Genomic DNA, 18503 nt, shown 5'->3' on the forward strand with positions numbered 1-18503 from the left:
GGTGCTCACCCTGCAAGCACCCCGTGGACAGTCTACACCCTTGACGATAGTTAACATCTTAATTATAACTGTTAACACATTAACTAAATGCAAGGCCGCCATGGCCCTGCCAGGAGAACCCATGAGCCGTGCCTTGCATGACATCGCGACCGGCACCCTTTTCGGTGTCGCGCTGAACTACCAGGGGTTGCTCAAGCAGCGCCTCGCCGAATTCGAACAGCCGCCGTACCAGAAACCGCCGGTCAAGCCGGTGCTGTTCATCAAGACGCCCAACACCCGCAACCAGCACGGCGCCGAGGTGGTGCATCCCGGCCAGGGCGAACGCCTGCAACCTGGGCCGGCATTAGGGGTGGTGATGGGCAAGAGCGCCAGTCGCGTCAGCGCGGCCGAAGCCCTCGACTACGTGGCCGGCTACACCCTGGTCAATGAGTTCAGCCTGCCGGAAGACAGCTACTACCGCCCCGCCGTCAAAGCCAAATGCCGCGATGGGTTCTGCGCCATCGGGCCCGAGCTGATCCCCACCGCACAGGTGTCGAACCCGCACAATCTCGCGATCACGCTGTACGTCAACGGCGAGGTTCGCCAGCACAACACCACGGCCAACTTCGTGCGCAATATTCCATTGCTGATCGCCGAGATCAGCGAATTCATGACCCTGCACGCGGGCGATGTGCTGATCACCGGCACGCCCGAAGGCCGGGTGGATGTGCAGCCAGGCGACACCGTGGAGGTCGAGATCAGTGGCCTCGGCCGCCTGGTCAACCACATCAAGGCAGAGGAGCTCCCATGAAACACGCCCGTATTCGCTTTGAAGGTGAAGTCCATTCGGTACAGGTCGAAGCTGAAAACGCCGTGCGCCTGGCCGACGGCCGCCTGCTGGCCGAAGACCAGGTGCAATGGCTGCCACCGGCCACCGGCAGCATGTTCGCCCTGGGCCTGAACTATGCCGACCACGCCGCTGAACTGGCGTTCAAGCCGCCGACCGAACCCCTGGCCTTCATCAAGTCCGTGGGCACCTACACCGGCCACAACCAGGTGACCTGGCGCCCGGATAACGTCGCCTACATGCACTACGAGTGCGAGCTGGTGGCCGTCATCGGCAAGCCGGCGCGCAACGTCAAGCGCGAAGACGCCCTGGATTACCTGGCGGGCTACACGGTGTGCAACGACTACGCGATTCGCGACTACCTGGAAAACTACTACCGGCCCAACCTGCGCGTGAAGAACCGTGACGCCACCACGCCCGTCGGCCCATGGATCGTCGATGTGGCCGATGTGCCGGACCCGAGCAACCTGAAACTGCGCACCTGGATCAACGGCGAGTTGCGCCAGGAAGGCAGCACCAGGGACATGATTTTCGACATTCCCTACCTGATCGAATACCTGTCCAGCTTCATGACCCTGCAACCCGGCGACATGATCGCCACCGGCACGCCCGAAGGCCTGGCGGACGTCGTGCCGGGCGATGAAGTGATTGTGGAAGTCGAAGGCGTAGGCCGCCTGGTTAACCGAATTGTCAGCGAAGCGGCGTTCTTCAGCGCCCGTAAAGAGGCTTGAGCAGCATGATCAAACATTGGATCAACGGCCGTGAGGTCGAAAGCAAAGACGTGTTCGTCAACTACAACCCGGCCACCGGCGAAGCCATCGGAGAAGTCGCCAGCGGCGGCGCCGAGGAAGTCGCGCAAGCCGTGGCGGCGGCCAAGGAAGCCTTCCCGAAATGGGCCGGCACCCCGGCCAAGGAACGGGCGCGCTTGATGCGCAAGCTCGGCGAACTGATCGAACAGAACGTGCCGCACCTGGCCGAACTGGAAACCCTCGACACCGGCCTGCCGATTCACCAGACCAAAAACGTGTTGATTCCCCGCGCCTCGCACAACTTCGATTTTTTCGCCGAAGTCTGCACGCGCATGGACGGCCACAGCTACCCGGTCGATGACCAGATGCTCAACTACACCCTGTATCAGCCGGTGGGTGTCTGCGCGCTGGTGTCGCCGTGGAACGTGCCGTTCATGACCGCCACCTGGAAAACCGCGCCGTGCCTGGCCCTGGGCAATACCGCGGTGCTGAAAATGTCCGAGCTGTCGCCGCTGACCGCCAACGAACTGGGGCGCCTGGCGGTGGAGGCCGGGATTCCAAAAGGCGTGCTCAATGTCATCCAGGGTTACGGCGCGACCGCCGGCGATGCCCTGGTGCGTCACCCCGATGTCCGCGCGATTTCCTTCACCGGCGGCACTGCCACCGGCAAGAAAATCATGCAGACCGCCGGGCTGAAGAAGTACTCCATGGAACTGGGCGGCAAGTCGCCGGTGCTGATCTTCGAAGATGCCGACCTGGAACGCGCCCTCGACGCCGCGCTGTTCACCATCTTCTCGCTCAACGGCGAACGCTGCACCGCCGGCAGCCGGATCTTTATCCAGGAAAGCGTGTACCCGCAGTTCGTCGCCGAGTTTGCCGCGCGCGCCAAACGCCTGATCGTCGGCGACCCGCAAGACCCGAAGACCCAGGTCGGCTCGATGATCACTCAGGCCCACTACGACAAGGTCACCGGCTACATCAAGATCGGTCTCGAAGAAGGCGCCACTCTCCTCGCCGGTGGCCTCGAGCGCCCGGCCAACCTGGCGGCGCATCTGAGCAAAGGCCAGTTCATCCAGCCCACGGTGTTCGCTGACGTGAACAACAATATGCGTATCGCCCAGGAAGAAATCTTCGGTCCGGTGGTGTGCCTGATTCCGTTCAAGGACGAAGCCGAAGCCTTGCAACTGGCCAACGCCACCGAGTACGGCCTGGCGTCTTACATCTGGACCCAGGACATCGGCAAGGCGCATCGTCTGGCCTATGGCATCGAAGCGGGCATGGTGTTCATCAACAGCCAGAACGTGCGCGACCTGCGCCAACCGTTCGGCGGCGTGAAGGGCTCCGGCACCGGCCGTGAAGGCGGCCAGTACAGCTTCGAAGTGTTCGCCGAGATCAAGAACGTGTGCATTTCCATGGGAAGTCATCACATCCCGCGCTGGGGCGTGTAACCCGGACATAACAACGCGTCCTGTAGGAGCGAGCTTGCTCGCGAAGAATCCGCAGGCGCCGCCGGCTAACGGAAATGCTGCGTTATCGTTGATGTTTTTCGCGAGCAAGCTCGCTCCTACAAAAGAATAAATACTCAGGAGAATGATCATGGGCGAAGTAGTTCTGGCAGCAAAGATCTGCCACGTACCCTCGATGTATTTATCGGAGCTGCCTGGCAAGCACCACGGCTGCCGCGAAGCGGCGATTGCCGGGCACAAGGAAATCGGTCGGCGCGCCCGCGAGCTGGGCGCCGATACCGCCGTGGTGTTCGACGTGCACTGGCTGGTCAACAGCGCCTATCACGTCAACAGCGGCGAGCACTTCAAGGGCATCTACACCAGTAACGAACTGCCGCACTTCATCAAGAACATGGCCTACGAATATCCCGGCTGCCCGGAGCTGGGCGAACTGATCGCCGCCGAGGCCAACGCCGCCGACGTGCGCACCCTGGCCCATAACATCCCGAGCCTGGAGCTGGAATACGGCACCCTGGTGCCGATGCGCTATATGCATATGGGCGTACCGGACGAGCAGACCTTCAACGTCGTTTCGATTGCCGCCTGGTGTGCCTGGCATCGCCTGCAAGACAGCTTCACCTTCGGCGCCGCCGTGCGCCGGGCCATCGAGAAGAGCGACCGCAAAGTCGTGGTGCTGGCCTCGGGGTCGCTGTCGCACCGCTTCTCCGACGACCGCAATGCCGAAGCCAATATCCATAACTGGACCCGTGAATTCGACAAACAGGTCGACCTGCATGTGGTGGAACTGTGGCGCCAGGGCCGCTGGAAAGAGTTCTGCGCCATGCTCCCGGACTACGCCGAGCATTGCTTTGGCGAAGGCAAGATGCACGACACCGCCATGCTTCTCGGTTTGCTCGGCGGGCCGGACTACGACAAGCCGGCCGAGATCATCACCGAACCCTTCGGCAGCTCGGGCACCGGGCAGATCAACGCCATTTTCCCTGTTTGACCGCATGGCCGCGCGGCATCCCCGTGCGGCCTGAAGGAGCCGTTCATGCCCCACTTCATCGCTGAATACACCGACAACATCGAACAGCAGGCAGACCTGCCGGGCCTGTTTGAAAAAGTCCACGCCAGCCTGGACGCCAGCGGCGTGTTTCCCCTGGGCGGCATCCGCAGCCGTGGCGTGCGCCTGGACACCTGGCGCATGGCCGACGGCAAGCATGACTACGCCTTCGTGCACATGACGTTGAAGGTCGGCCATGGCCGCGACCTGGCCACTCGCCAGCAAGTCGCCGAGCGCCTGTTCGAGGTCATCACCCAGCACTTCGCCGCGCTTCAGGCCCAGCGCCTGCTGGCCTTGTCGTTTGAAATGCTCGAACTGCACGAACAGCTCAACTTCAAGCAGAACAACGTGCATGCGTTCCTCAAGGCGCAGGTCGGTTAAGGCGCCCTGCCCGTTCACACCCTCGGCCTCTCAGATAAAAAGTATAAAACCATGAGCACAGCCCATACCGCCGACAACCTCGGCCAGGTCGCAAGCGACCGTACTCACAGCACCATCACCTGGCGGCTGATGCCGTTGTTGCTGATCTGCTACCTCTTCGCCCATCTCGACCGCATCAACATCGGCTTCGCCAAGATGCAGATGAGCGCGGACTTGAACTTCAGCGACACGGTCTATGGCTTCGGCGCCGGCCTGTTCTTCGTGGCCTACGCGCTGTTCGGCGTCCCCAGCAACATGGCCCTGGACCGAGTGGGCCCAAGGCGGTGGATTGCCACGCTGATGGTGGTGTGGGGCGTGCTGTCGACCTGCATGTTCCTGATCGACAGCGCCATGGGCTTCTATGTGCTGCGCTTTTTGCTGGGGGTGGCCGAGGCCGGTTTCTTCCCGGGCATCCTGGTGTTTCTGAACCGCTGGTACCCGGCCGGGCGTCGCGCGCAAGTCACCGCCTTGTTTGCCATCGCGGTGCCGATGGCCGGGGTGATCGGCGGCCCGCTGTCCGGCGGCATCCTTGAACACTTCCACGACCTGGGCGGCCTGCGCGGCTGGCAATGGATGTTCGTCATCGAAGGCGCCCCCGTGATTCTGCTCGGGCTGGTGGTGCTCAAGTGCCTGCCGGACAGCTTCGAGACGGTCAAGTGGCTGGCGCCGGAGCAGAAGCAACACCTGCGCGAGCAACTGCACCGGGAAGAACACCGCAAATCCATCACCTCGTTTTCCGCCATTCTCAGCAACCCACAGGTGTGGCTGCTGGTGGCGGTGTACTTCGCGGTGATGCTGGCGGTCAACACCCTGGCGTTCTGGATGCCGACGCTGATCCACGGCGCCGGCATCGGCAGCGACGGCAAGGTCGGCCTGCTCAGTGCGGTGCCGTACCTGGCCGGGTGTTTTTTCATGATCGGCTGCGGGCGCTCGTCCGACCGCCAGCGTGAACGCCGCTGGCACCTGTGCGTGCCCTTGCTGATGTCGGCCGCCGGCATTGCCATCGCCGGGCTCGCCCCCGCCAACCCGGCCGTGGTGCTGGGCGGCCTGATCGTCGCCGGCATGGGCGCCAGCGCGGCGTTGCCGATGTTCTGGCAACTGCCCCCGGCGTTCCTGTCCAACAGCACCCAGGCCGCCGGGATCGCCCTGATCAGCTCGTTCGGCAGCATCGCGTCATTCTTCGCGCCCTACCTGATCGGCTGGATGCGCGACACCACCCAGAGCGCCAGCCTGGCCCTGTACGTCCTGGCGCTGCTGATTACTCTCGGTGGCCTGCTGGTGCTGCGCACCCGCGCAGCCATCGTCAACCCTCAATAAGAGACTCTTGCCATGCTTGATCAATCGCTCATTTTGCAAGCCGCCGCGCGCCTCGACCAGGCCGAACGCTCACGCGAACAGGTGCGTCAGTTTTCCCTCGATCACCCGGCGATCACCCTCGACGACGCCTATGCCATCCAGCGCGCCTGGGTCGCGCAAAAAATCAAGGACGGGCGCAAGCTGGTCGGCCACAAGATCGGCCTGACCTCCCGGGCCATGCAGGTCTCGTCCAATATCACCGAGCCGGATTACGGCGCGTTGCTGGACGACATGTTCTTCGATGAAGGCACCGACATCCCCTTCGAGCGCTTTATCGTGCCGCGCGTCGAGGTGGAGCTGGCGTTTATCCTGGGCAAACCGCTGAAAGGCCCGAACGTGACGGTGTTCGACGTGCTCGACGCCACTGAATGGGTGATCCCCGCGCTGGAGATCATCGATGCGCGCATCCAGCAGGTCGACCCACACACCAAGGCGACCCGCAAGGTGTTCGACACCATCTCAGACAACGCCGCCAACGCCGGCGTGGTCATGGGCGGGCGGGCCGTGCGGCCCACCGAGATCGACTTGCGCAAGGTGCCGGCGGTGCTCTACCGCAATGGCGTGATCGAAGAGTCCGGCGTCTCCGCCGCCGTGCTCAATCACCCGGCCAAGGGCGTGGCCTGGCTCGCGAATAAACTGGCCGCCTATGACGTCACCCTGCAACCCGGACAAATCATCCTGGGTGGCTCCTTCACCCGCCCGGTGGCGGCCAACCCTGGCGATACCTTCCATGTCGACTACGACATGCTGGGGTCGATTGCCTGCCGATTCGTTTAACGGGAGAGTGCTCATGGACATGCCTATCAACACCTTCAAACGTCGCCTGCGCAGCGGTGAAGCCCAGATCGGCCTATGGCTGGGTCTGGCCGATGCCTATTGCGCGGAACTGGCCGCCAATGCCGGTTTCGATTGGCTGCTGATCGACGGCGAACATGCGCCCAACGACCTGCGCGGCCTGCTCGGCCAGCTCCAGGCCGTGGCGCCCTACCCCAGCCAGCCGGTGATTCGCCCGGTGATCGGCGACACCGCGTTGATCAAGCAAGTGCTCGACATTGGCGTACAGACCTTGCTGGTGCCCATGGTGGAGAGCGCAGAACAGGCGCGTACGCTGGTGAACGCCATCCACTATCCGCCCAAGGGCGTGCGCGGCGTCGGCAGTGCGCTGGCCAGGGCTTCACGCTGGAACAGCATTGCCGGTTACCTCGACCACGCCGATGAGCAGATGTGCCTGCTGGTGCAGATCGAAAACCGCGAGGGCCTGGCCAACCTGGAGGCGATTGCGGCGGTGGAAGGCGTCGACGGGGTGTTTATCGGGCCGGCGGACCTGAGCGCCTCGATGGGCCATCGCGGCAACCCCGGCCACCCTGAGGTGCAGGCGGCAATCGAAGACGCCATCGCGCGCATCCGCAACGCCGGCAAAGCCGCCGGCATTCTCAGCGCCGACCAGGCACTGGCGCGGCGCTACATCGAACTGGGCGCGGCGTTCGTGGCGGTGGGCGTGGACACCACGGTGCTGATGCGCGGGCTGCAAAGCCTGGCGGCGGCCTTCAAGGACTCACCGGCGCCTGCCGTCACAGCCGGCGGCGTCTACTGACGCAGCCTCGCTTGCGCTCGGCAGCTGTGGGGCTAGCTCAACTAGCGCTTGAGGGTTTTCAGTTCGTTGAGCAAGGTCAGCAAGGTCTGCAACTTCTCTTCGCCAAACCCCGCCTGCAAGCGCTGGTAATTGGCTTCCATGCTCTGGCTCATGGAGTCGAAACAGGCTTGGCCCTTCTCGGCCAGCCGCACCAGCACGCGGCGTTGGTCCTGTTGCGCCTTGCGCCGCTCCACCATGCCTGCCGCTTCCATGCGCACCAGCACCCCGGTCATGCTCGGCTTGAGGATGCACGCCAGCTCGGCCAGGCGGTTGATCTCAAGCTCCTCATGCTGGCTGAGGATCCGAATGACCCGCCATTGCTGCTCGGTCAGCCCGTGTTGATTGAGCGAAGGGCGAAAAAACCCCATGGCGGCTTCACGCGCATGGAGCAAAGTGAGGGTCAGGGATTGGCGCGGTTTGGACATGGATGGCGGCGTCGCAATTAGTTAACAGATTAATAACATTCTAGCATTGGCGATTGTTGCCCGTGTGCGGCTTTACCGCGCGGCCGGATTCAGGGTGGATGATTGGCAGCCACGGTCAAGAGCGGCGGCACACAGAATCAAGACACCTACCGCGCGGAAGGCACCTAATACACCCCAACAGGCACAGAGCTTCGTGTCGGCTCTGCAGTGAGTTTCCCTTCACTTTTCCAGGCTGCGCCATGATCAATATCGAAACGCCGACCTACTACTCGGCAACCAAGAAATACAACCTCAGTTTCCCCACCCTCGAACAGGACGTGGAAGCCGATGTGGTGGTGATTGGCGGCGGTTTCTCCGGCATCAACACCGCATTGGAACTGGCCGAAAAAGGCATCACCAACATTGTGGTGCTCGAAGCGCGCTACCTGGGTTTCGGCGGCACGGGTCGCAATGGCGGGCAGATCATGGCGGGGATCGGCCATGACCTGGAGAAAATCAAGAACCAGGTCGGCGACGAAGGCCTGCGCCAGATCTTTGAAATCAGCGAGCTGGGCGCCGGCATCATCAAGGATCGCATCGCCAAGTACGCGATCGACGCCGACTTCTGCCACGGCTACGGCTACATGGGCTTCAACGCCCGCCAGGAAAAAACCCTGCGCGCCTGGGAGAAGGACTTCAAGTCGATCAACACCAAGGACGAAATCCGCTTTATGGCGGGCTCCGAGGTCAAGCAGATCATTGGTTCCGACGCCTATACCAGCGCGCTGCTGCACATGGGCGGCGGGCACGTGCACTCGCTGAACCTGCTGCTGGGCGAAGCCAAGGCCCTGGCCGGCCACGGCGTGCGCATCTTTGAGCACAGCCCGGCCCTGGAAGTCAGTTATGGCGAACGCATCACCGTGCGCACCGGCCGAGGCTCGGTCAAGGCCTCCAAGTTGCTGTGGGCCTGCGACAGTTTTCTCAACAAGCTGGAACCGGAACTGCACAAGACCACGGTCAATACCTATGCCTTCCAGTTAATGACCGAACCGCTATCCGACGAGCTGATCAACCGCATCAGCCCGATACGCGGCGCCTACAGCGATATCCGCCCGGTGATCGACTACTACCGGGTCACCAATGAAAACCGCTTGCTGTTCGGTGCCGCCACGCCTTTCGTCGAGCACATCCCGCTGGACCTCAAGGCCTGGAACCGCAACCTGATGCTGAAGATTTTCCCCTACCTCAAGGACGTGAAGATCGACCTGGCGTGGGGCGGGCCGATGGCGACCGGGGCCAACCTGTTCCCGCAGATCGGCACGCTCAGCGGGCGCCCGAATGCCTTTTATGTGCAGGGCTACGCCGGCTTCGGGGTCACGCCCAGCCACATCATCTGCAAGGTCCTGGCCGAAGGCATGAGCGAAGGCTCGTCGCGCTACGACCTGATCAGCGCGGTCAAGCATGCGCAGATCCTGGGCAAGGACCATATCCGCCCGCTGCTGCTCACGGCCGGCAAAAGCCTTCATCAACTTTCGGGCTACTTCAACGGTCGCCGTTGAGCCCCGCTGTTTCATTCACAGGAGAACTGCCATGCCCGTTACCCCCCTGAAGAAAGACATCCAACTATCGGACCTCGATGCCTGGGGCACCGTTGCCGACCTCGGCTCCGAGATCCTCGAGGGCGAAGTCAAAGCCTTTGGCAAAATGACCTTCGGCGCCCCGACCGACGCCGTCAGCAGCGCCTATTTCGGCACCACCCAAGGCAAGTTCCGCATGGTCTACCCGTTCGCCGAACAGGCCACGGTGGTCACCGGCGAAGTGGTGCTGACCGACGAAAGCAGCGGCCAGAGCACCCGTTACAAGGCGGGCGACAGCTGGTTCGTGACCCAGGGCACGCCGGTGCTGTGGGAGGTGGTAAGCGAGAGTTTTGTGAAGCACTATTTCGCGGTAGTCTGATCGCTCCCCTCTGCCGGCTTCGGCCGGCAGCGTTTGTTCCGGCGCAGGTGACTGACCATGCTCGCCATCCCCGCTCAGGAAGTCGCCGGCCATTGCCTGCAGGCTTTCACTCAACTGGTGCCCGCCAGCCAGGCAGCGTTCTATTGTGTCGACCGCCAGTTGCAGGCCCGTGATTTCAGGCTGCAAGGCATGAGCGGTGAGATGCACCGCGACTACCTCGACAACTACCGCCAATTCGACCCGTTGCAACCGCGCAATTGCCTGTCCAGCGGGCTGGCGGTGGTGCCGCTGGGGTTCGCCATGGCCCGCCAGCCCCTGCGTGACAGCCGCCGCTATCAAGACTTCCTGCAACGCTATGGTGTGGTCGATGTGGTGGAGATCGTCGCCCATCGCGCCGACCAGCCCCAGGCGGCCATCTCCTTGCTGCGCACGGCGGAGCAAGGGGTGTTTACCCCCGACCAACTGGCTCAGCTCAATGCCTTGCAGGCGTTGCTGCAAATGGCCGTGGCCAATATGCAGCCCTGCGACGATGCATTGGCCGGGCTCACGCCCAAAGAGCGCGAGATTGCCTGGTTATTACGCCAGGGTGCGAGCAACAAGCAACTGGCCCTGGAGCTGGATGTCGGCCTGCCGACCATCAAGACCCACCTGATCCACCTGTTCCGCAAGATGGGTGTCAGCAGCCGTACCGAGTTGGTCGCCGCGCTGTTTCTGTAAGCCGCCTCAACCCTTTGGTTGATAGGCGCGCCAGGTTGCCAACCGCATGATCCGGGGTGTCCATTCCCTCAACCGGAGCCATGCAATGACCACTTCATCCGACTGGATCACCGTAGGCGCCCTCGCCGACGGGTTTGCCCCCGACGCGTTTATCCTGCCCAACCTTGCCGACCTCAACGGCAAGGCCTTCACCCTGCACTTCGCCAACGGCTGGCAGATCGAGCATCGCTTCGACACCGAGCAGTTGCACTGGCACGCCGCCGACGGTCACTCCAGCGGTTCGGCCGCCTACCGCGCCACCTCGGTCCGCCCGGGCCTGTACCTGGTCGACTTCATCAAGCATGAAGCCGGCCAGGCCTGGTCCATCAGCCTGGTGCTGGACACCACCACATCGTCGTTCACCGCCGTGATCGGGCGCATGCCGGACCGCGAACAAACCGAGCAAGGCCTCTACAGCCGCGCCCTGGCCGGCAAGGCCCTGACCTCGGTGGACGTGGACTTCCTGCACGGCAGCCTGGATCAACCCTGGCAGCTGGGCCAATGCCCGCACGCGCCCACCCAGGAACTGACCGGCCTGCGCAACCTGTATCGCTACAGCCCCAGCGAAGTCTACGAGCACATCTACCTGAACGATCAGTTCTATGCCTGGCAATGCCTCAAGGGCGTGGAGCAAGGCCTGTGCGATACCGACCGCTGCCACTACTACAAGATCGCCGATCAGCTGTACCTGTTCGTCTGGCGCGAAAAAATCATCCCGACCCTCGGCCTGGTGCTGATCGACCTGCAACAGCACCGCAGCGACGGCAAGATCTTCGGCTATGCCGGCGCGTCGTTCGATGAGCTGTCGAACTTTCCGGTCAGCTCCTACTGCCAAGTGCTCAACCGCACGGAGTATCCCGATGCCTGATCCACGCACCGTTGTCATCACCGGTGCCGGCACGGGCATCGGTGCCGCCTGCGCGCGCTTATACGCCGCCGAAGGGGCCAACCTGGTGCTCATCGGCCGTCGCCGCGAGCCGCTGGAGCAGGTTGCACAGGACACCGGCGGCCTGGTGCTGGTCGGCGATGCGGCCTGCCCGGCCACCTGGGAGGGTTTCGTTGCGCAGATCGGTCAGCGCTACGGCCGCCTCGATGTGCTGCTGGCCTGCGCCGGCGGGCATGGCGTGGGCAGCGCCACCCAGACCAGCCCACACACTTGGGAGGCGGCCTTGCGCAGCAACCTGGACAGCGCGTTCTACAGCGCTCGCGCCTGCCTGCCGCTGCTGATCGAAAGCGCCGGCAATATCGTGCTGCTCGGCTCCATCGCCTCGCTGGCCGCCGGGCCCGACGTATGCGGCTACACCACCGCCAAGCATGCGCTGCTCGGGCTCAATCGCTCCCTGGCACGGGATTACGGCCCACGCGGCGTGCGCGTGAACGCGGTGTGCCCCGGTTGGGTTACCACACCGATGGCCGACGAGGAAATGCAGCCGCTGATGAGCTTCCACGGCGACACCCTGCAGCAAGCCTATGCCCGCGTATGCGCCGACGTGCCGTTGCGGCGCCCCGCCAGCGCCGAGGAAATCGCCAAGGTATGCCGCTTCCTGGCCGGCCCGGATGCCGCGATCATCACCGGCGCCAGCGTGGTCGCCGATGGCGGTTCGAGCATTGTCGATGTACCCACGCTGGCTTACGTCCATATGGAGCGTGCACATGCCTGAAGACTTGGATTTCAGCGGCAAGACCGTGCTGGTCACCGGCGGCGCCCAGGGTATCGGCCAGGCCATCGTCGAGGCGTTCGCCTGGCGTGGCGCCCGCGTCATGATCGCCGACCTGCGCCTGGCACAAGCCCAGGCATTGGCCGAGGGCTTGCGTGCGCGCGGCTGCCGGGTCGAGGCCATCGCGCTGGACCTGGCCGAGGCGACGGCGGTATTCGAAGGCATCAAGGCTATAGAACAGGACTGGGGCCGCCTGGATATCCTGGTGCACAACGCCGGCTACTTTCCGCTGACAGCGTTCGAGCAGATCACCCCGGCCGTTCTTGAACGCACGCTGGCGGTGAATCTCTCGGCCCTGTTCTGGCTGACCCAGGCCGCCTTGCCGATGTTTCAACGCCAGGGCGGTGGCTGCGTGCTGGTCACCTCATCGGTCACCGGGCCACGGGTCGCCTATGCGGGACTCAGCCACTACGCGGCGTCCAAGGCCGGGGTCAACGGTTTTATCCGCAATGCCGCACTGGAGCTGGCGCCTTACCAGGTGCGCGTCAACGGCGTCGAGCCAGGGATGATTGCCACGCCGGCCATGGATAACCTGGGCGACAGCCAGGTCAATGCCGACATCGCCAGCCGCGTGCCCCTGGGACGCCTCGGCGCCGCTCAGGATATTGCCGGGGCCATGCTGTTCCTGGCCTCCGACCTGGCGACCTACATCACCGGGCAGACCATCGTGGTGGACGGCGGGTCGACGCTGCCTGAGGTGAAATGACCTCTGTCGGGATGTAAACCGGTTCAAATCTGGAAGGGGCGGTGTATCCGTTGAATAGCGCTCGCCCCTTCAAGCAGCGACAGTGAATCACTGAACACCCGCGACAACGCTGCAAGCCGCTTGACGTAACCCTGGGGCGTCGAATAGATCAGCTCCACATGCAGGCTGTCGACGATACCCAGGTAAGCGTCACAAAACACCTCGAGCGCCTCGGGCCGTACCATCCGGTACCGCCCTTGCGCGGCACGCTGGAAATCCTCGCGAATGCTCGCCAGGTACCCCTCAAATCCTGCCGTAATGACGCTGCGAATATCCGCCGGCGGAAAGTAGGCCGTGCGCAACAGGAAGCGCAGGTGCGCCGAGCCTGCATAGCGCCCGCGCAATCGCTCAAGGTGTAATTGCCCAGGCACGCCGGGGTGCCCGGCCTCTTCCTTGAAGCACTGCGCGATGTACTGGTGTTCATGGGCCAGGGCAATCTCGAAGACTGTCTGAAACAGCGCGTCCTTACTGACAAAGTGCGCGTACAGCGAGGCCTTGCGCATGCCCGCCCCGACCGCGATTTCGTTCAGCGATGAAGCGTCATAGCCATGGGCGGCAAAGTGTTCGACCGCGACTGCGCAAATGTTATGGGCCGACAGGGTGAGCGGTTTCATTGATCCATCGATACCCTACGCCGCACCGACCGCTTGCTGCAGATGAGTGGAACGAAAATCCTTGGGCGACAGTTCGAATTGCTTCTTGAACGAGCGGCTGAAGTGCGCGGAATCGGTGAAGCCCCACTTGTAGGCAATCGAGGTGATCGACTCGCTCTTGAGGAACGGGTTGGTCAGATCGTCCGCGCTGCGCTTAAGCCGCGCACGCTGGATGTAGCGGCAGACGCTGTCGTCCTGCTCTTCAAACAAACGGTACAAATGCCGCACCGAGATGTTCAAGCGGCTGGCCAGGCCCACCGGGCTCAGGCCGGGTTGGGTCAGGGACTCGTCGATGACTTTCTGTACATAACTGCGCAGGTTACTGCCGTGCAAGGATGTGGCGCTGTCGCCTGGAGCGTCATGCAGTTCAAAGGCTGAACCGAGCAGGGAAACAAACGCCGCTTGCAGCGCCTCGGCCTCTTCAATCGAATCCTGACCCTCCAGGCCCTCGCGGCACAGCTGGTCCATCAACACGTGGAGCATGCGCCCGCAGGCCTTGCTCGAAGAGATCTTGCCGAAGGTTTTCGAGGCGCTGCCCAGCTGCTTGCACACTTCGTTGCGCGAGAGTGACAGCGAGGCATGTTCGATAAGGCCAAAGGGGCTGATCTCGATCGAACCCGTGGAGTCCATCAGCAACATATCGCCGGGGGCCAATTGAATGACCTGGCCGTTCTGGGTGATCTGGCAATAGCCACTGCGCTGGCTGACCAGGAAGCAATGCTGGTCCATATCGTGATCGGCATTGGGTCGCTCGCGTTTGATCAGGCCGGCGTTGGTGCGCAGGTTGGCCAGTGACAGGCCGCCCCGGGAGTGCTTGGACACTTCACCGATGAACAGTGAGCGGTTGAAGGCCAGTTCCGTGTCGAAATGGCCGCAGGCCGCTCGCAGATCCCGAGTCCAGGTTTCCAACCCATAGTGCGCAGACTGATAGGTGCTCATGGCATCTCCACAATGGTTTCTTGTTTTTGTTGGCTAATAGTTAACATGTTATCTATATAGGCGCAACAAGTCCGTGATACCGACTGTAGAAGCACTAATGATGCCAATTCCTCAACTCAGATCGCGCCCAATACCCGCTGCAAACCCGCCAGTACCCTGAGCAGCCCGGCCCGCTGCGCGCCGCTCAAGGGGATGTAGCGCCGGAACGCCGGCATGCGGTTGACCACCTCGCTGCCGCCCATGTGTTCAAGCCGTACGTGCCATTGCTGCCCGCTCAAATCGAGGTGCAGGCGCTTGAAGTCCAGCCCCATCAACGCTTGATGCAGGTCGGGGTCATCGTTCAAGGCCGCCTGGAGCCTGGCCAGCAAATCCGGCGCTCCCGCCCGTTGCCGACAGGCCAGCCCCGTGCGCCGGATCGACCCGCTGTGGTGCAGTTCAAAGCGCGCACTGCCCTGCTCTGAGGCGGGCACCGTGAACCTGAATTCGGTCATCACCAGGTGCATCAGCAATTGCGCTTCGGTGCGCTCGGCCACGTCCACCTGAAGGCCGATATCGTCCAGGCAAAACCTTGCCTGGGCAGGCCCCGTCGAGGTGAAACTCGCCAGCCCGAGGTTGCGCCGCACGTACTCAAGCGTGACCCCTGGCCGGTAACCGGACGGGGCCCGTTGGGCGCTGAGCAGCTCAGACAGCTTTTGCAGCCTGCTCGATATAAGGGTTGTGAGGGTTGCCAGGCTCATGGGAAAACTCCTTGGCCAGCACTTCTTCTACCGAAGCCGGCTTGAATGGATTGACCTTCTGTACCACCAGTGTCCAGAACAGCGCGTATGAAGCCGTGATCCCGAGCATTACCCCGAACGGCACATAAATGTCCGCAGGGTTCATGCCCGGCGGGGTAATAAACCACATGCCCAGCAAGATGCCGACGCTGGAAAGGATCTGTGGCAACGGGAAGAACGGCGAACGATAGGCCCGTGGCAGGTCCGGACGACGAATGCGCAGGATGACCACCGACAGCGTCACCAGCAGGTAAGAGAAACTCCACGCACACACCGCCGCCAACACCAGGTGCATGATGTTGTCGGTGTTGCCGCCCAACCACAGGGCATACAGGCACGGAATCAGCATCGCCACCAGGATGCACAGCAGCGGCGTCTTGAAGCGCGGGTGCAAATAAGTGAAGACCTTGGGCAGCGCGCCGTCCACCGCCATGCCGTAGAGAATCCTCGGCACGCCCGCCATCAGCGTATTGATGGTGGCGGCACCGGCGAACAGGAAACCGATCCCCAGCCACAACGGGCCAATATCGCCCATGACCTGCTGGGCAAAGCGTGGGATCGCCATGGGCGTGTCGAGCAGGTGCACGCCGGTGGCGGCATCCAGCACCACGTTTTCCACCTGGCGCTTCATCGCCGCGCCATAGATGAACATGCAGGTCGCCACGCTCAACAAGCCGAAAATCATGGCCTTGGGCATGACCTTGGCCGAATTGCGCAGGTCCGGGGCCAACGGTGTGACGAACTCGCAACCGACGAACATGAACATGGCCATGCCCACCAGCGACAGAATGGTGACCAGGTCGGTACCCACCAGCGACACGCCGAACCAGCCCTCCAGCTGCACCGCCGGTGCGGCGATCAGGCCGAGCACGCCGAACACCATCAGGGTGGTCCACATGCCGAAAGTCAGGATGATCTCGGCCCTGCCGAAGGCGCTGACGCCAAAGGCATTGAGAATGCCGAACACCACGACAAACCCTACCCCCAGCAACCAGGAGCCGCCGGCGGACTCCGCCAGGGTGTTGAGGTGTTCGAAGTTCACCAGGGCCATGACCCCGGACAGAATCGTCTCGGCGGTGCCGGCGAACACGTGCACGATCAGGTACGCCGACAGGGTGCCGGTGATCGCAAAGAAACGGCCCATGCCGCAATTGATGTAGTCGTAGACCGAGCCGGTGGTCGGCAGGATCGAGGCGGCCTCGGCGAAGGTGGTCGCCTGGGCCAGCATCATCACCACCGCAATCAGCATGGCCACCGCGAAGGCGCTGCCGCCGATACCGAAGCCCATGGTCGCGGTGAGAATCACCGGGCTGGCCATGATCAGGCCAATGGTGCTGGCCAGCGCGGTCGGAAACCCGACGCTGCCGCGTTTCAAATGCTGTGTGAGCCGGTCATTGATCGACATGGTGCGGATCCTCGAAAGCGGATTTCTGAGTGGATGCATCGAGCCGTTCAAGGAGCCGGCGATAAAGCCCTCCCCAGCCAGTCCCTGATCGAAACGGCATCGTGCGCAAAATCACTGTGCACTTCCCGAGCACCGAGCGTCTTGCCCATGTCTGCCGTGGCTTTTGTTGCTGCCTGCCAAGGCATGCGGCTTGGCGGGCAGGATCAATTGCGTGGCACGCAGGTGAAAGACTTCCCACGCCTGGGGTCATCTTAATGCGCCCTCGACCTAACCATGCTGGGGACTATAACAATGGAGCACACCTTGAAAATACGCACGCAATCCTTGGCCTTCGGCCTGGGTATCGCGCTGTTGATCGGCCATTCACCGGCCCAGGCCTATGAGCTGTACACCGATGAGGACACCCACCTGAATGCGGACTTCCTGGCGGTGTACGGGATGTTCAACAGCCGTCACAACTACGACGGCACAGCGGGTGGCTCGACCTGGCGCGAGGGTTTCATCAAGTACGGGGTGAGCGGCGACCAGGGCCTGGCCGGGCACGGCACCGCGTATGGCGCGCTCAATTGGGTCAGCTCCGGCACCTGGGGCGACGGCGATGCGGCGGGTAACACCGATGGCAGCGAACGCACCACCAAAATCGAAGACGCCTACCTGGGATGGCGCTCGGCCGACCTGTTCCCGGCGCTGGGCAAGGACGGTGTGGATTTTTCCGTCGGGCGCCAGGTGGTCAAGATCGGCCGGGGTTTCCTGATCAACGACGACGGCCCCAACCTCGGCAAAGGCCCGGCTGACGGTGCACTGAACCGTGGCGGCGCCTATTACCTGGCGGCACGCCACGCCTTCGACCGCACGGCGGTGCTGCGCCTGGGCGGGCAAGAGGGCCTGCACGGCTCGGTGCTGTGGCTCAAGTCGGACAACCGCGCCCAGGCCGAAACCGAACTGGCGGCGGGCACCCTCGACTACACGGCCGCCGCCGGCACGCTGGGGCTGACCTGGGTCCACGGCATGAACGTCACCGACCAGTGGGCCAGCGACTTCCAGAAACAGCGTGAGGGCCTGGACACTTACAGCGTGCGCGGCGAAGGCAGCGCCGGTATCGACAACGCCAGCTTCGCCTTCGAATACGCCTGGCAAGACAAGGACGCGGGGCCGGAAAAAGCCTGGTACGCCGAGGCCGGCTACACCTTCGCCGATGTCGGTTGGTCGCCAAAAGTGACCTACCGCTACACCCGCTACTCGCAAAAATGGGACCCGCTGTTCACCGGGCTCAGCACCGGCTACGGCACCTGGTTCCAGGGTGAAGTCGCCTCCAACTATGCCGGCCCGTTCAACAGCAATACCGGCATCCATCACGTCGGTCTCAAGGCCACGCCCCTGGAGAACCTGACGGTCGGCGCGCTGTACTTCGACTTCAATACCCTGCGCAAACACGACGCGCTGAACCTCGACGCCCGGGAGCTGGACCTGTACGCCGAATGGGCGGTCAACAGCCACCTGATCATCAGCCCGCTGGTGGGCATCTACCAGCCCAAGAAGGATGCCGACACCGGCGGTAACCAGGTGGGTGGCAACGGCACCAACCTCTACAGCCAGCTTACCGTGGCCGTGCCCTTCTGACCCCGTTTCAGGAGCTGCGCGACGCAGCTCCGTCCT

20 protein-coding genes are annotated in these 18503 nt (G+C 63.0%); 15 read left to right on the forward strand and 5 right to left on the reverse strand.

Annotated features, from left to right (window positions below; all coding sequences use genetic code 11):
- Nucleotides 1-121 precede the first annotated feature (121 nt).
- From AC07OP_RS15900 to hpaI, 8 genes are all read left to right on the forward strand, one after another.
- Nucleotides 122-790 (forward strand): fumarylacetoacetate hydrolase family protein, encoded by a 669-nt coding sequence (locus AC07OP_RS15900; RefSeq protein WP_065939659.1) that lies wholly within the window; start codon nucleotides 122-124, stop codon nucleotides 788-790.
- Nucleotides 787-1557, forward strand: coding sequence for a fumarylacetoacetate hydrolase family protein (locus tag AC07OP_RS15905; RefSeq protein WP_027603494.1), 771 nt, complete (start codon nucleotides 787-789; stop codon nucleotides 1555-1557). Before AC07OP_RS15900 ends, AC07OP_RS15905 begins: the two co-directional genes overlap by 4 nt.
- A gap of 5 nt (nucleotides 1558-1562) precedes the next feature.
- Nucleotides 1563-3023 (forward strand): 5-carboxymethyl-2-hydroxymuconate semialdehyde dehydrogenase, encoded by a 1461-nt coding sequence (gene hpaE, locus AC07OP_RS15910; RefSeq protein WP_053139653.1) that lies wholly within the window; start codon nucleotides 1563-1565, stop codon nucleotides 3021-3023.
- A gap of 148 nt (nucleotides 3024-3171) precedes the next feature.
- The gene (gene hpaD, locus AC07OP_RS15915; RefSeq protein ID WP_074845900.1) at nucleotides 3172-4029 is read left to right on the forward strand and encodes a 3,4-dihydroxyphenylacetate 2,3-dioxygenase; all 858 of its coding nucleotides are present in this window, start codon (nucleotides 3172-3174) and stop codon (nucleotides 4027-4029) included.
- 45 nt (nucleotides 4030-4074) lie between these two features.
- Nucleotides 4075-4467, forward strand: coding sequence for a tautomerase family protein (locus AC07OP_RS15920; protein ID WP_495101933.1), 393 nt, complete (start codon nucleotides 4075-4077; stop codon nucleotides 4465-4467).
- 51 nt (nucleotides 4468-4518) lie between these two features.
- Entirely contained in the window at nucleotides 4519-5823 is a 1305-nt protein-coding gene (locus tag AC07OP_RS15925; RefSeq protein ID WP_495101932.1) for an MFS transporter, read from the forward strand.
- Between the two features lie 12 nt (nucleotides 5824-5835).
- Nucleotides 5836-6639, forward strand: a complete 804-nt coding sequence (gene hpaH, locus AC07OP_RS15930; protein ID WP_053139661.1) for a 2-oxo-hept-4-ene-1,7-dioate hydratase — start codon at nucleotides 5836-5838, stop codon at nucleotides 6637-6639.
- A gap of 13 nt (nucleotides 6640-6652) precedes the next feature.
- On the forward strand, nucleotides 6653-7456 hold the full coding sequence (gene hpaI / locus AC07OP_RS15935) for a 4-hydroxy-2-oxoheptanedioate aldolase (protein ID WP_027603488.1): 804 nt from the start codon (nucleotides 6653-6655) through the stop codon (nucleotides 7454-7456).
- A 41-nt stretch (nucleotides 7457-7497) separates the two neighbouring features.
- Here hpaI and hpaR read toward each other — a convergent pair whose 3' ends face one another.
- Nucleotides 7498-7920 (reverse strand): homoprotocatechuate degradation operon regulator HpaR, encoded by a 423-nt coding sequence (gene hpaR / locus AC07OP_RS15940; RefSeq protein WP_027603487.1) that lies wholly within the window; start codon nucleotides 7918-7920, stop codon nucleotides 7498-7500.
- A 239-nt stretch (nucleotides 7921-8159) separates the two neighbouring features.
- On the opposite strand from hpaR, the gene AC07OP_RS15945 reads away from it, so the two are divergent.
- The 6 genes from AC07OP_RS15945 to AC07OP_RS15970 all read left to right on the forward strand — a co-directional run bounded on the left by AC07OP_RS15945 (nucleotide 8160) and on the right by AC07OP_RS15970 (nucleotide 13035).
- Complete coding sequence (locus AC07OP_RS15945) at nucleotides 8160-9458, forward strand: NAD(P)/FAD-dependent oxidoreductase (protein ID WP_027603486.1); 1299 nt, start codon at nucleotides 8160-8162, stop codon at nucleotides 9456-9458.
- A gap of 31 nt (nucleotides 9459-9489) precedes the next feature.
- The gene (locus AC07OP_RS15950) at nucleotides 9490-9855 is read left to right on the forward strand and encodes a cupin domain-containing protein (RefSeq protein ID WP_141606040.1); all 366 of its coding nucleotides are present in this window, start codon (nucleotides 9490-9492) and stop codon (nucleotides 9853-9855) included.
- Nucleotides 9856-9912: 57 nt separating this feature from the next.
- Nucleotides 9913-10572, forward strand: a complete 660-nt coding sequence (locus AC07OP_RS15955) for a response regulator transcription factor (RefSeq protein ID WP_495101931.1) — start codon at nucleotides 9913-9915, stop codon at nucleotides 10570-10572.
- 85 nt (nucleotides 10573-10657) lie between these two features.
- The gene (locus AC07OP_RS15960) at nucleotides 10658-11479 is read left to right on the forward strand and encodes a molybdenum cofactor biosynthesis F family protein (protein ID WP_495101930.1); all 822 of its coding nucleotides are present in this window, start codon (nucleotides 10658-10660) and stop codon (nucleotides 11477-11479) included.
- Nucleotides 11472-12272: an SDR family NAD(P)-dependent oxidoreductase gene (locus AC07OP_RS15965; RefSeq protein WP_495101929.1), complete on the forward strand. Its 801-nt coding sequence runs from the start codon at nucleotides 11472-11474 to the stop codon at nucleotides 12270-12272. The genes AC07OP_RS15960 and AC07OP_RS15965 overlap by 8 nt, the downstream gene beginning before the upstream one ends.
- A complete protein-coding gene (locus AC07OP_RS15970) occupies nucleotides 12265-13035 on the forward strand; it encodes an SDR family oxidoreductase (RefSeq protein ID WP_495101928.1) in 771 nt (256 codons plus the stop codon). Before AC07OP_RS15965 ends, AC07OP_RS15970 begins: the two co-directional genes overlap by 8 nt.
- A 23-nt stretch (nucleotides 13036-13058) precedes the next feature.
- Here AC07OP_RS15970 and AC07OP_RS15975 read toward each other — a convergent pair whose 3' ends face one another.
- The 4 genes from AC07OP_RS15975 to AC07OP_RS15990 all read right to left on the reverse strand — a co-directional run bounded on the left by AC07OP_RS15975 (nucleotide 13059) and on the right by AC07OP_RS15990 (nucleotide 16847).
- Nucleotides 13059-13688 carry a TetR/AcrR family transcriptional regulator gene (locus AC07OP_RS15975; protein WP_495101927.1) on the reverse strand — a complete coding sequence of 210 codons (630 nt, stop codon included), beginning with the start codon at nucleotides 13686-13688 and terminating at the stop codon, nucleotides 13059-13061.
- 15 nt (nucleotides 13689-13703) lie between these two features.
- The gene (feaR, locus tag AC07OP_RS15980; RefSeq protein ID WP_065939648.1) at nucleotides 13704-14666 is read right to left on the reverse strand and encodes a transcriptional regulator FeaR; all 963 of its coding nucleotides are present in this window, start codon (nucleotides 14664-14666) and stop codon (nucleotides 13704-13706) included.
- 116 nt (nucleotides 14667-14782) lie between these two features.
- Nucleotides 14783-15403: a DUF3156 family protein gene (locus AC07OP_RS15985; RefSeq protein ID WP_495101926.1), complete on the reverse strand. Its 621-nt coding sequence runs from the start codon at nucleotides 15401-15403 to the stop codon at nucleotides 14783-14785.
- A complete protein-coding gene (locus AC07OP_RS15990; protein ID WP_495101925.1) occupies nucleotides 15348-16847 on the reverse strand; it encodes an APC family permease in 1500 nt (499 codons plus the stop codon). The genes AC07OP_RS15985 and AC07OP_RS15990 overlap by 56 nt, the downstream gene beginning before the upstream one ends.
- A 291-nt stretch (nucleotides 16848-17138) precedes the next feature.
- On the opposite strand from AC07OP_RS15990, the gene AC07OP_RS15995 reads away from it, so the two are divergent.
- Nucleotides 17139-18467 carry an alginate export family protein gene (locus tag AC07OP_RS15995; RefSeq protein WP_495101924.1) on the forward strand — a complete coding sequence of 443 codons (1329 nt, stop codon included), beginning with the start codon at nucleotides 17139-17141 and terminating at the stop codon, nucleotides 18465-18467.
- Nucleotides 18468-18503: the final 36 nt, after the last annotated feature.

Source organism: Pseudomonas sp. GW821-FHT09D08, assembly GCF_059416305.1.

Bases quoted from the DNA above. Each gene is read 5' to 3' on its own strand.
- AC07OP_RS15900 (WP_065939659.1), top strand. From the start codon at position 122: ATGAGCCGTGCCTTGCATGACATCGCGACCGGCACCCTTTTCGGTGTC.
- AC07OP_RS15905 (WP_027603494.1), top strand. From the start codon at position 787: ATGAAACACGCCCGTATTCGCTTTGAAGGTGAAGTCCATTCGGTACAG.
- hpaE (WP_053139653.1), top strand. From the start codon at position 1,563: ATGATCAAACATTGGATCAACGGCCGTGAGGTCGAAAGCAAAGACGTG.
- hpaD (WP_074845900.1), top strand. From the start codon at position 3,172: ATGGGCGAAGTAGTTCTGGCAGCAAAGATCTGCCACGTACCCTCGATG.
- AC07OP_RS15920 (WP_495101933.1), top strand. From the start codon at position 4,075: ATGCCCCACTTCATCGCTGAATACACCGACAACATCGAACAGCAGGCA.
- AC07OP_RS15925 (WP_495101932.1), top strand. From the start codon at position 4,519: ATGAGCACAGCCCATACCGCCGACAACCTCGGCCAGGTCGCAAGCGAC.
- hpaH (WP_053139661.1), top strand. From the start codon at position 5,836: ATGCTTGATCAATCGCTCATTTTGCAAGCCGCCGCGCGCCTCGACCAG.
- hpaI (WP_027603488.1), top strand. From the start codon at position 6,653: ATGGACATGCCTATCAACACCTTCAAACGTCGCCTGCGCAGCGGTGAA.
- hpaR (WP_027603487.1), bottom strand. From the start codon at position 7,920: ATGTCCAAACCGCGCCAATCCCTGACCCTCACTTTGCTCCATGCGCGT.
- AC07OP_RS15945 (WP_027603486.1), top strand. From the start codon at position 8,160: ATGATCAATATCGAAACGCCGACCTACTACTCGGCAACCAAGAAATAC.
- AC07OP_RS15950 (WP_141606040.1), top strand. From the start codon at position 9,490: ATGCCCGTTACCCCCCTGAAGAAAGACATCCAACTATCGGACCTCGAT.
- AC07OP_RS15955 (WP_495101931.1), top strand. From the start codon at position 9,913: ATGCTCGCCATCCCCGCTCAGGAAGTCGCCGGCCATTGCCTGCAGGCT.
- AC07OP_RS15960 (WP_495101930.1), top strand. From the start codon at position 10,658: ATGACCACTTCATCCGACTGGATCACCGTAGGCGCCCTCGCCGACGGG.
- AC07OP_RS15965 (WP_495101929.1), top strand. From the start codon at position 11,472: ATGCCTGATCCACGCACCGTTGTCATCACCGGTGCCGGCACGGGCATC.
- AC07OP_RS15970 (WP_495101928.1), top strand. From the start codon at position 12,265: ATGCCTGAAGACTTGGATTTCAGCGGCAAGACCGTGCTGGTCACCGGC.
- AC07OP_RS15975 (WP_495101927.1), bottom strand. From the start codon at position 13,688: ATGAAACCGCTCACCCTGTCGGCCCATAACATTTGCGCAGTCGCGGTC.
- feaR (WP_065939648.1), bottom strand. From the start codon at position 14,666: ATGAGCACCTATCAGTCTGCGCACTATGGGTTGGAAACCTGGACTCGG.
- AC07OP_RS15985 (WP_495101926.1), bottom strand. From the start codon at position 15,403: ATGAGCCTGGCAACCCTCACAACCCTTATATCGAGCAGGCTGCAAAAG.
- AC07OP_RS15990 (WP_495101925.1), bottom strand. From the start codon at position 16,847: ATGTCGATCAATGACCGGCTCACACAGCATTTGAAACGCGGCAGCGTC.
- AC07OP_RS15995 (WP_495101924.1), top strand. From the start codon at position 17,139: ATGGAGCACACCTTGAAAATACGCACGCAATCCTTGGCCTTCGGCCTG.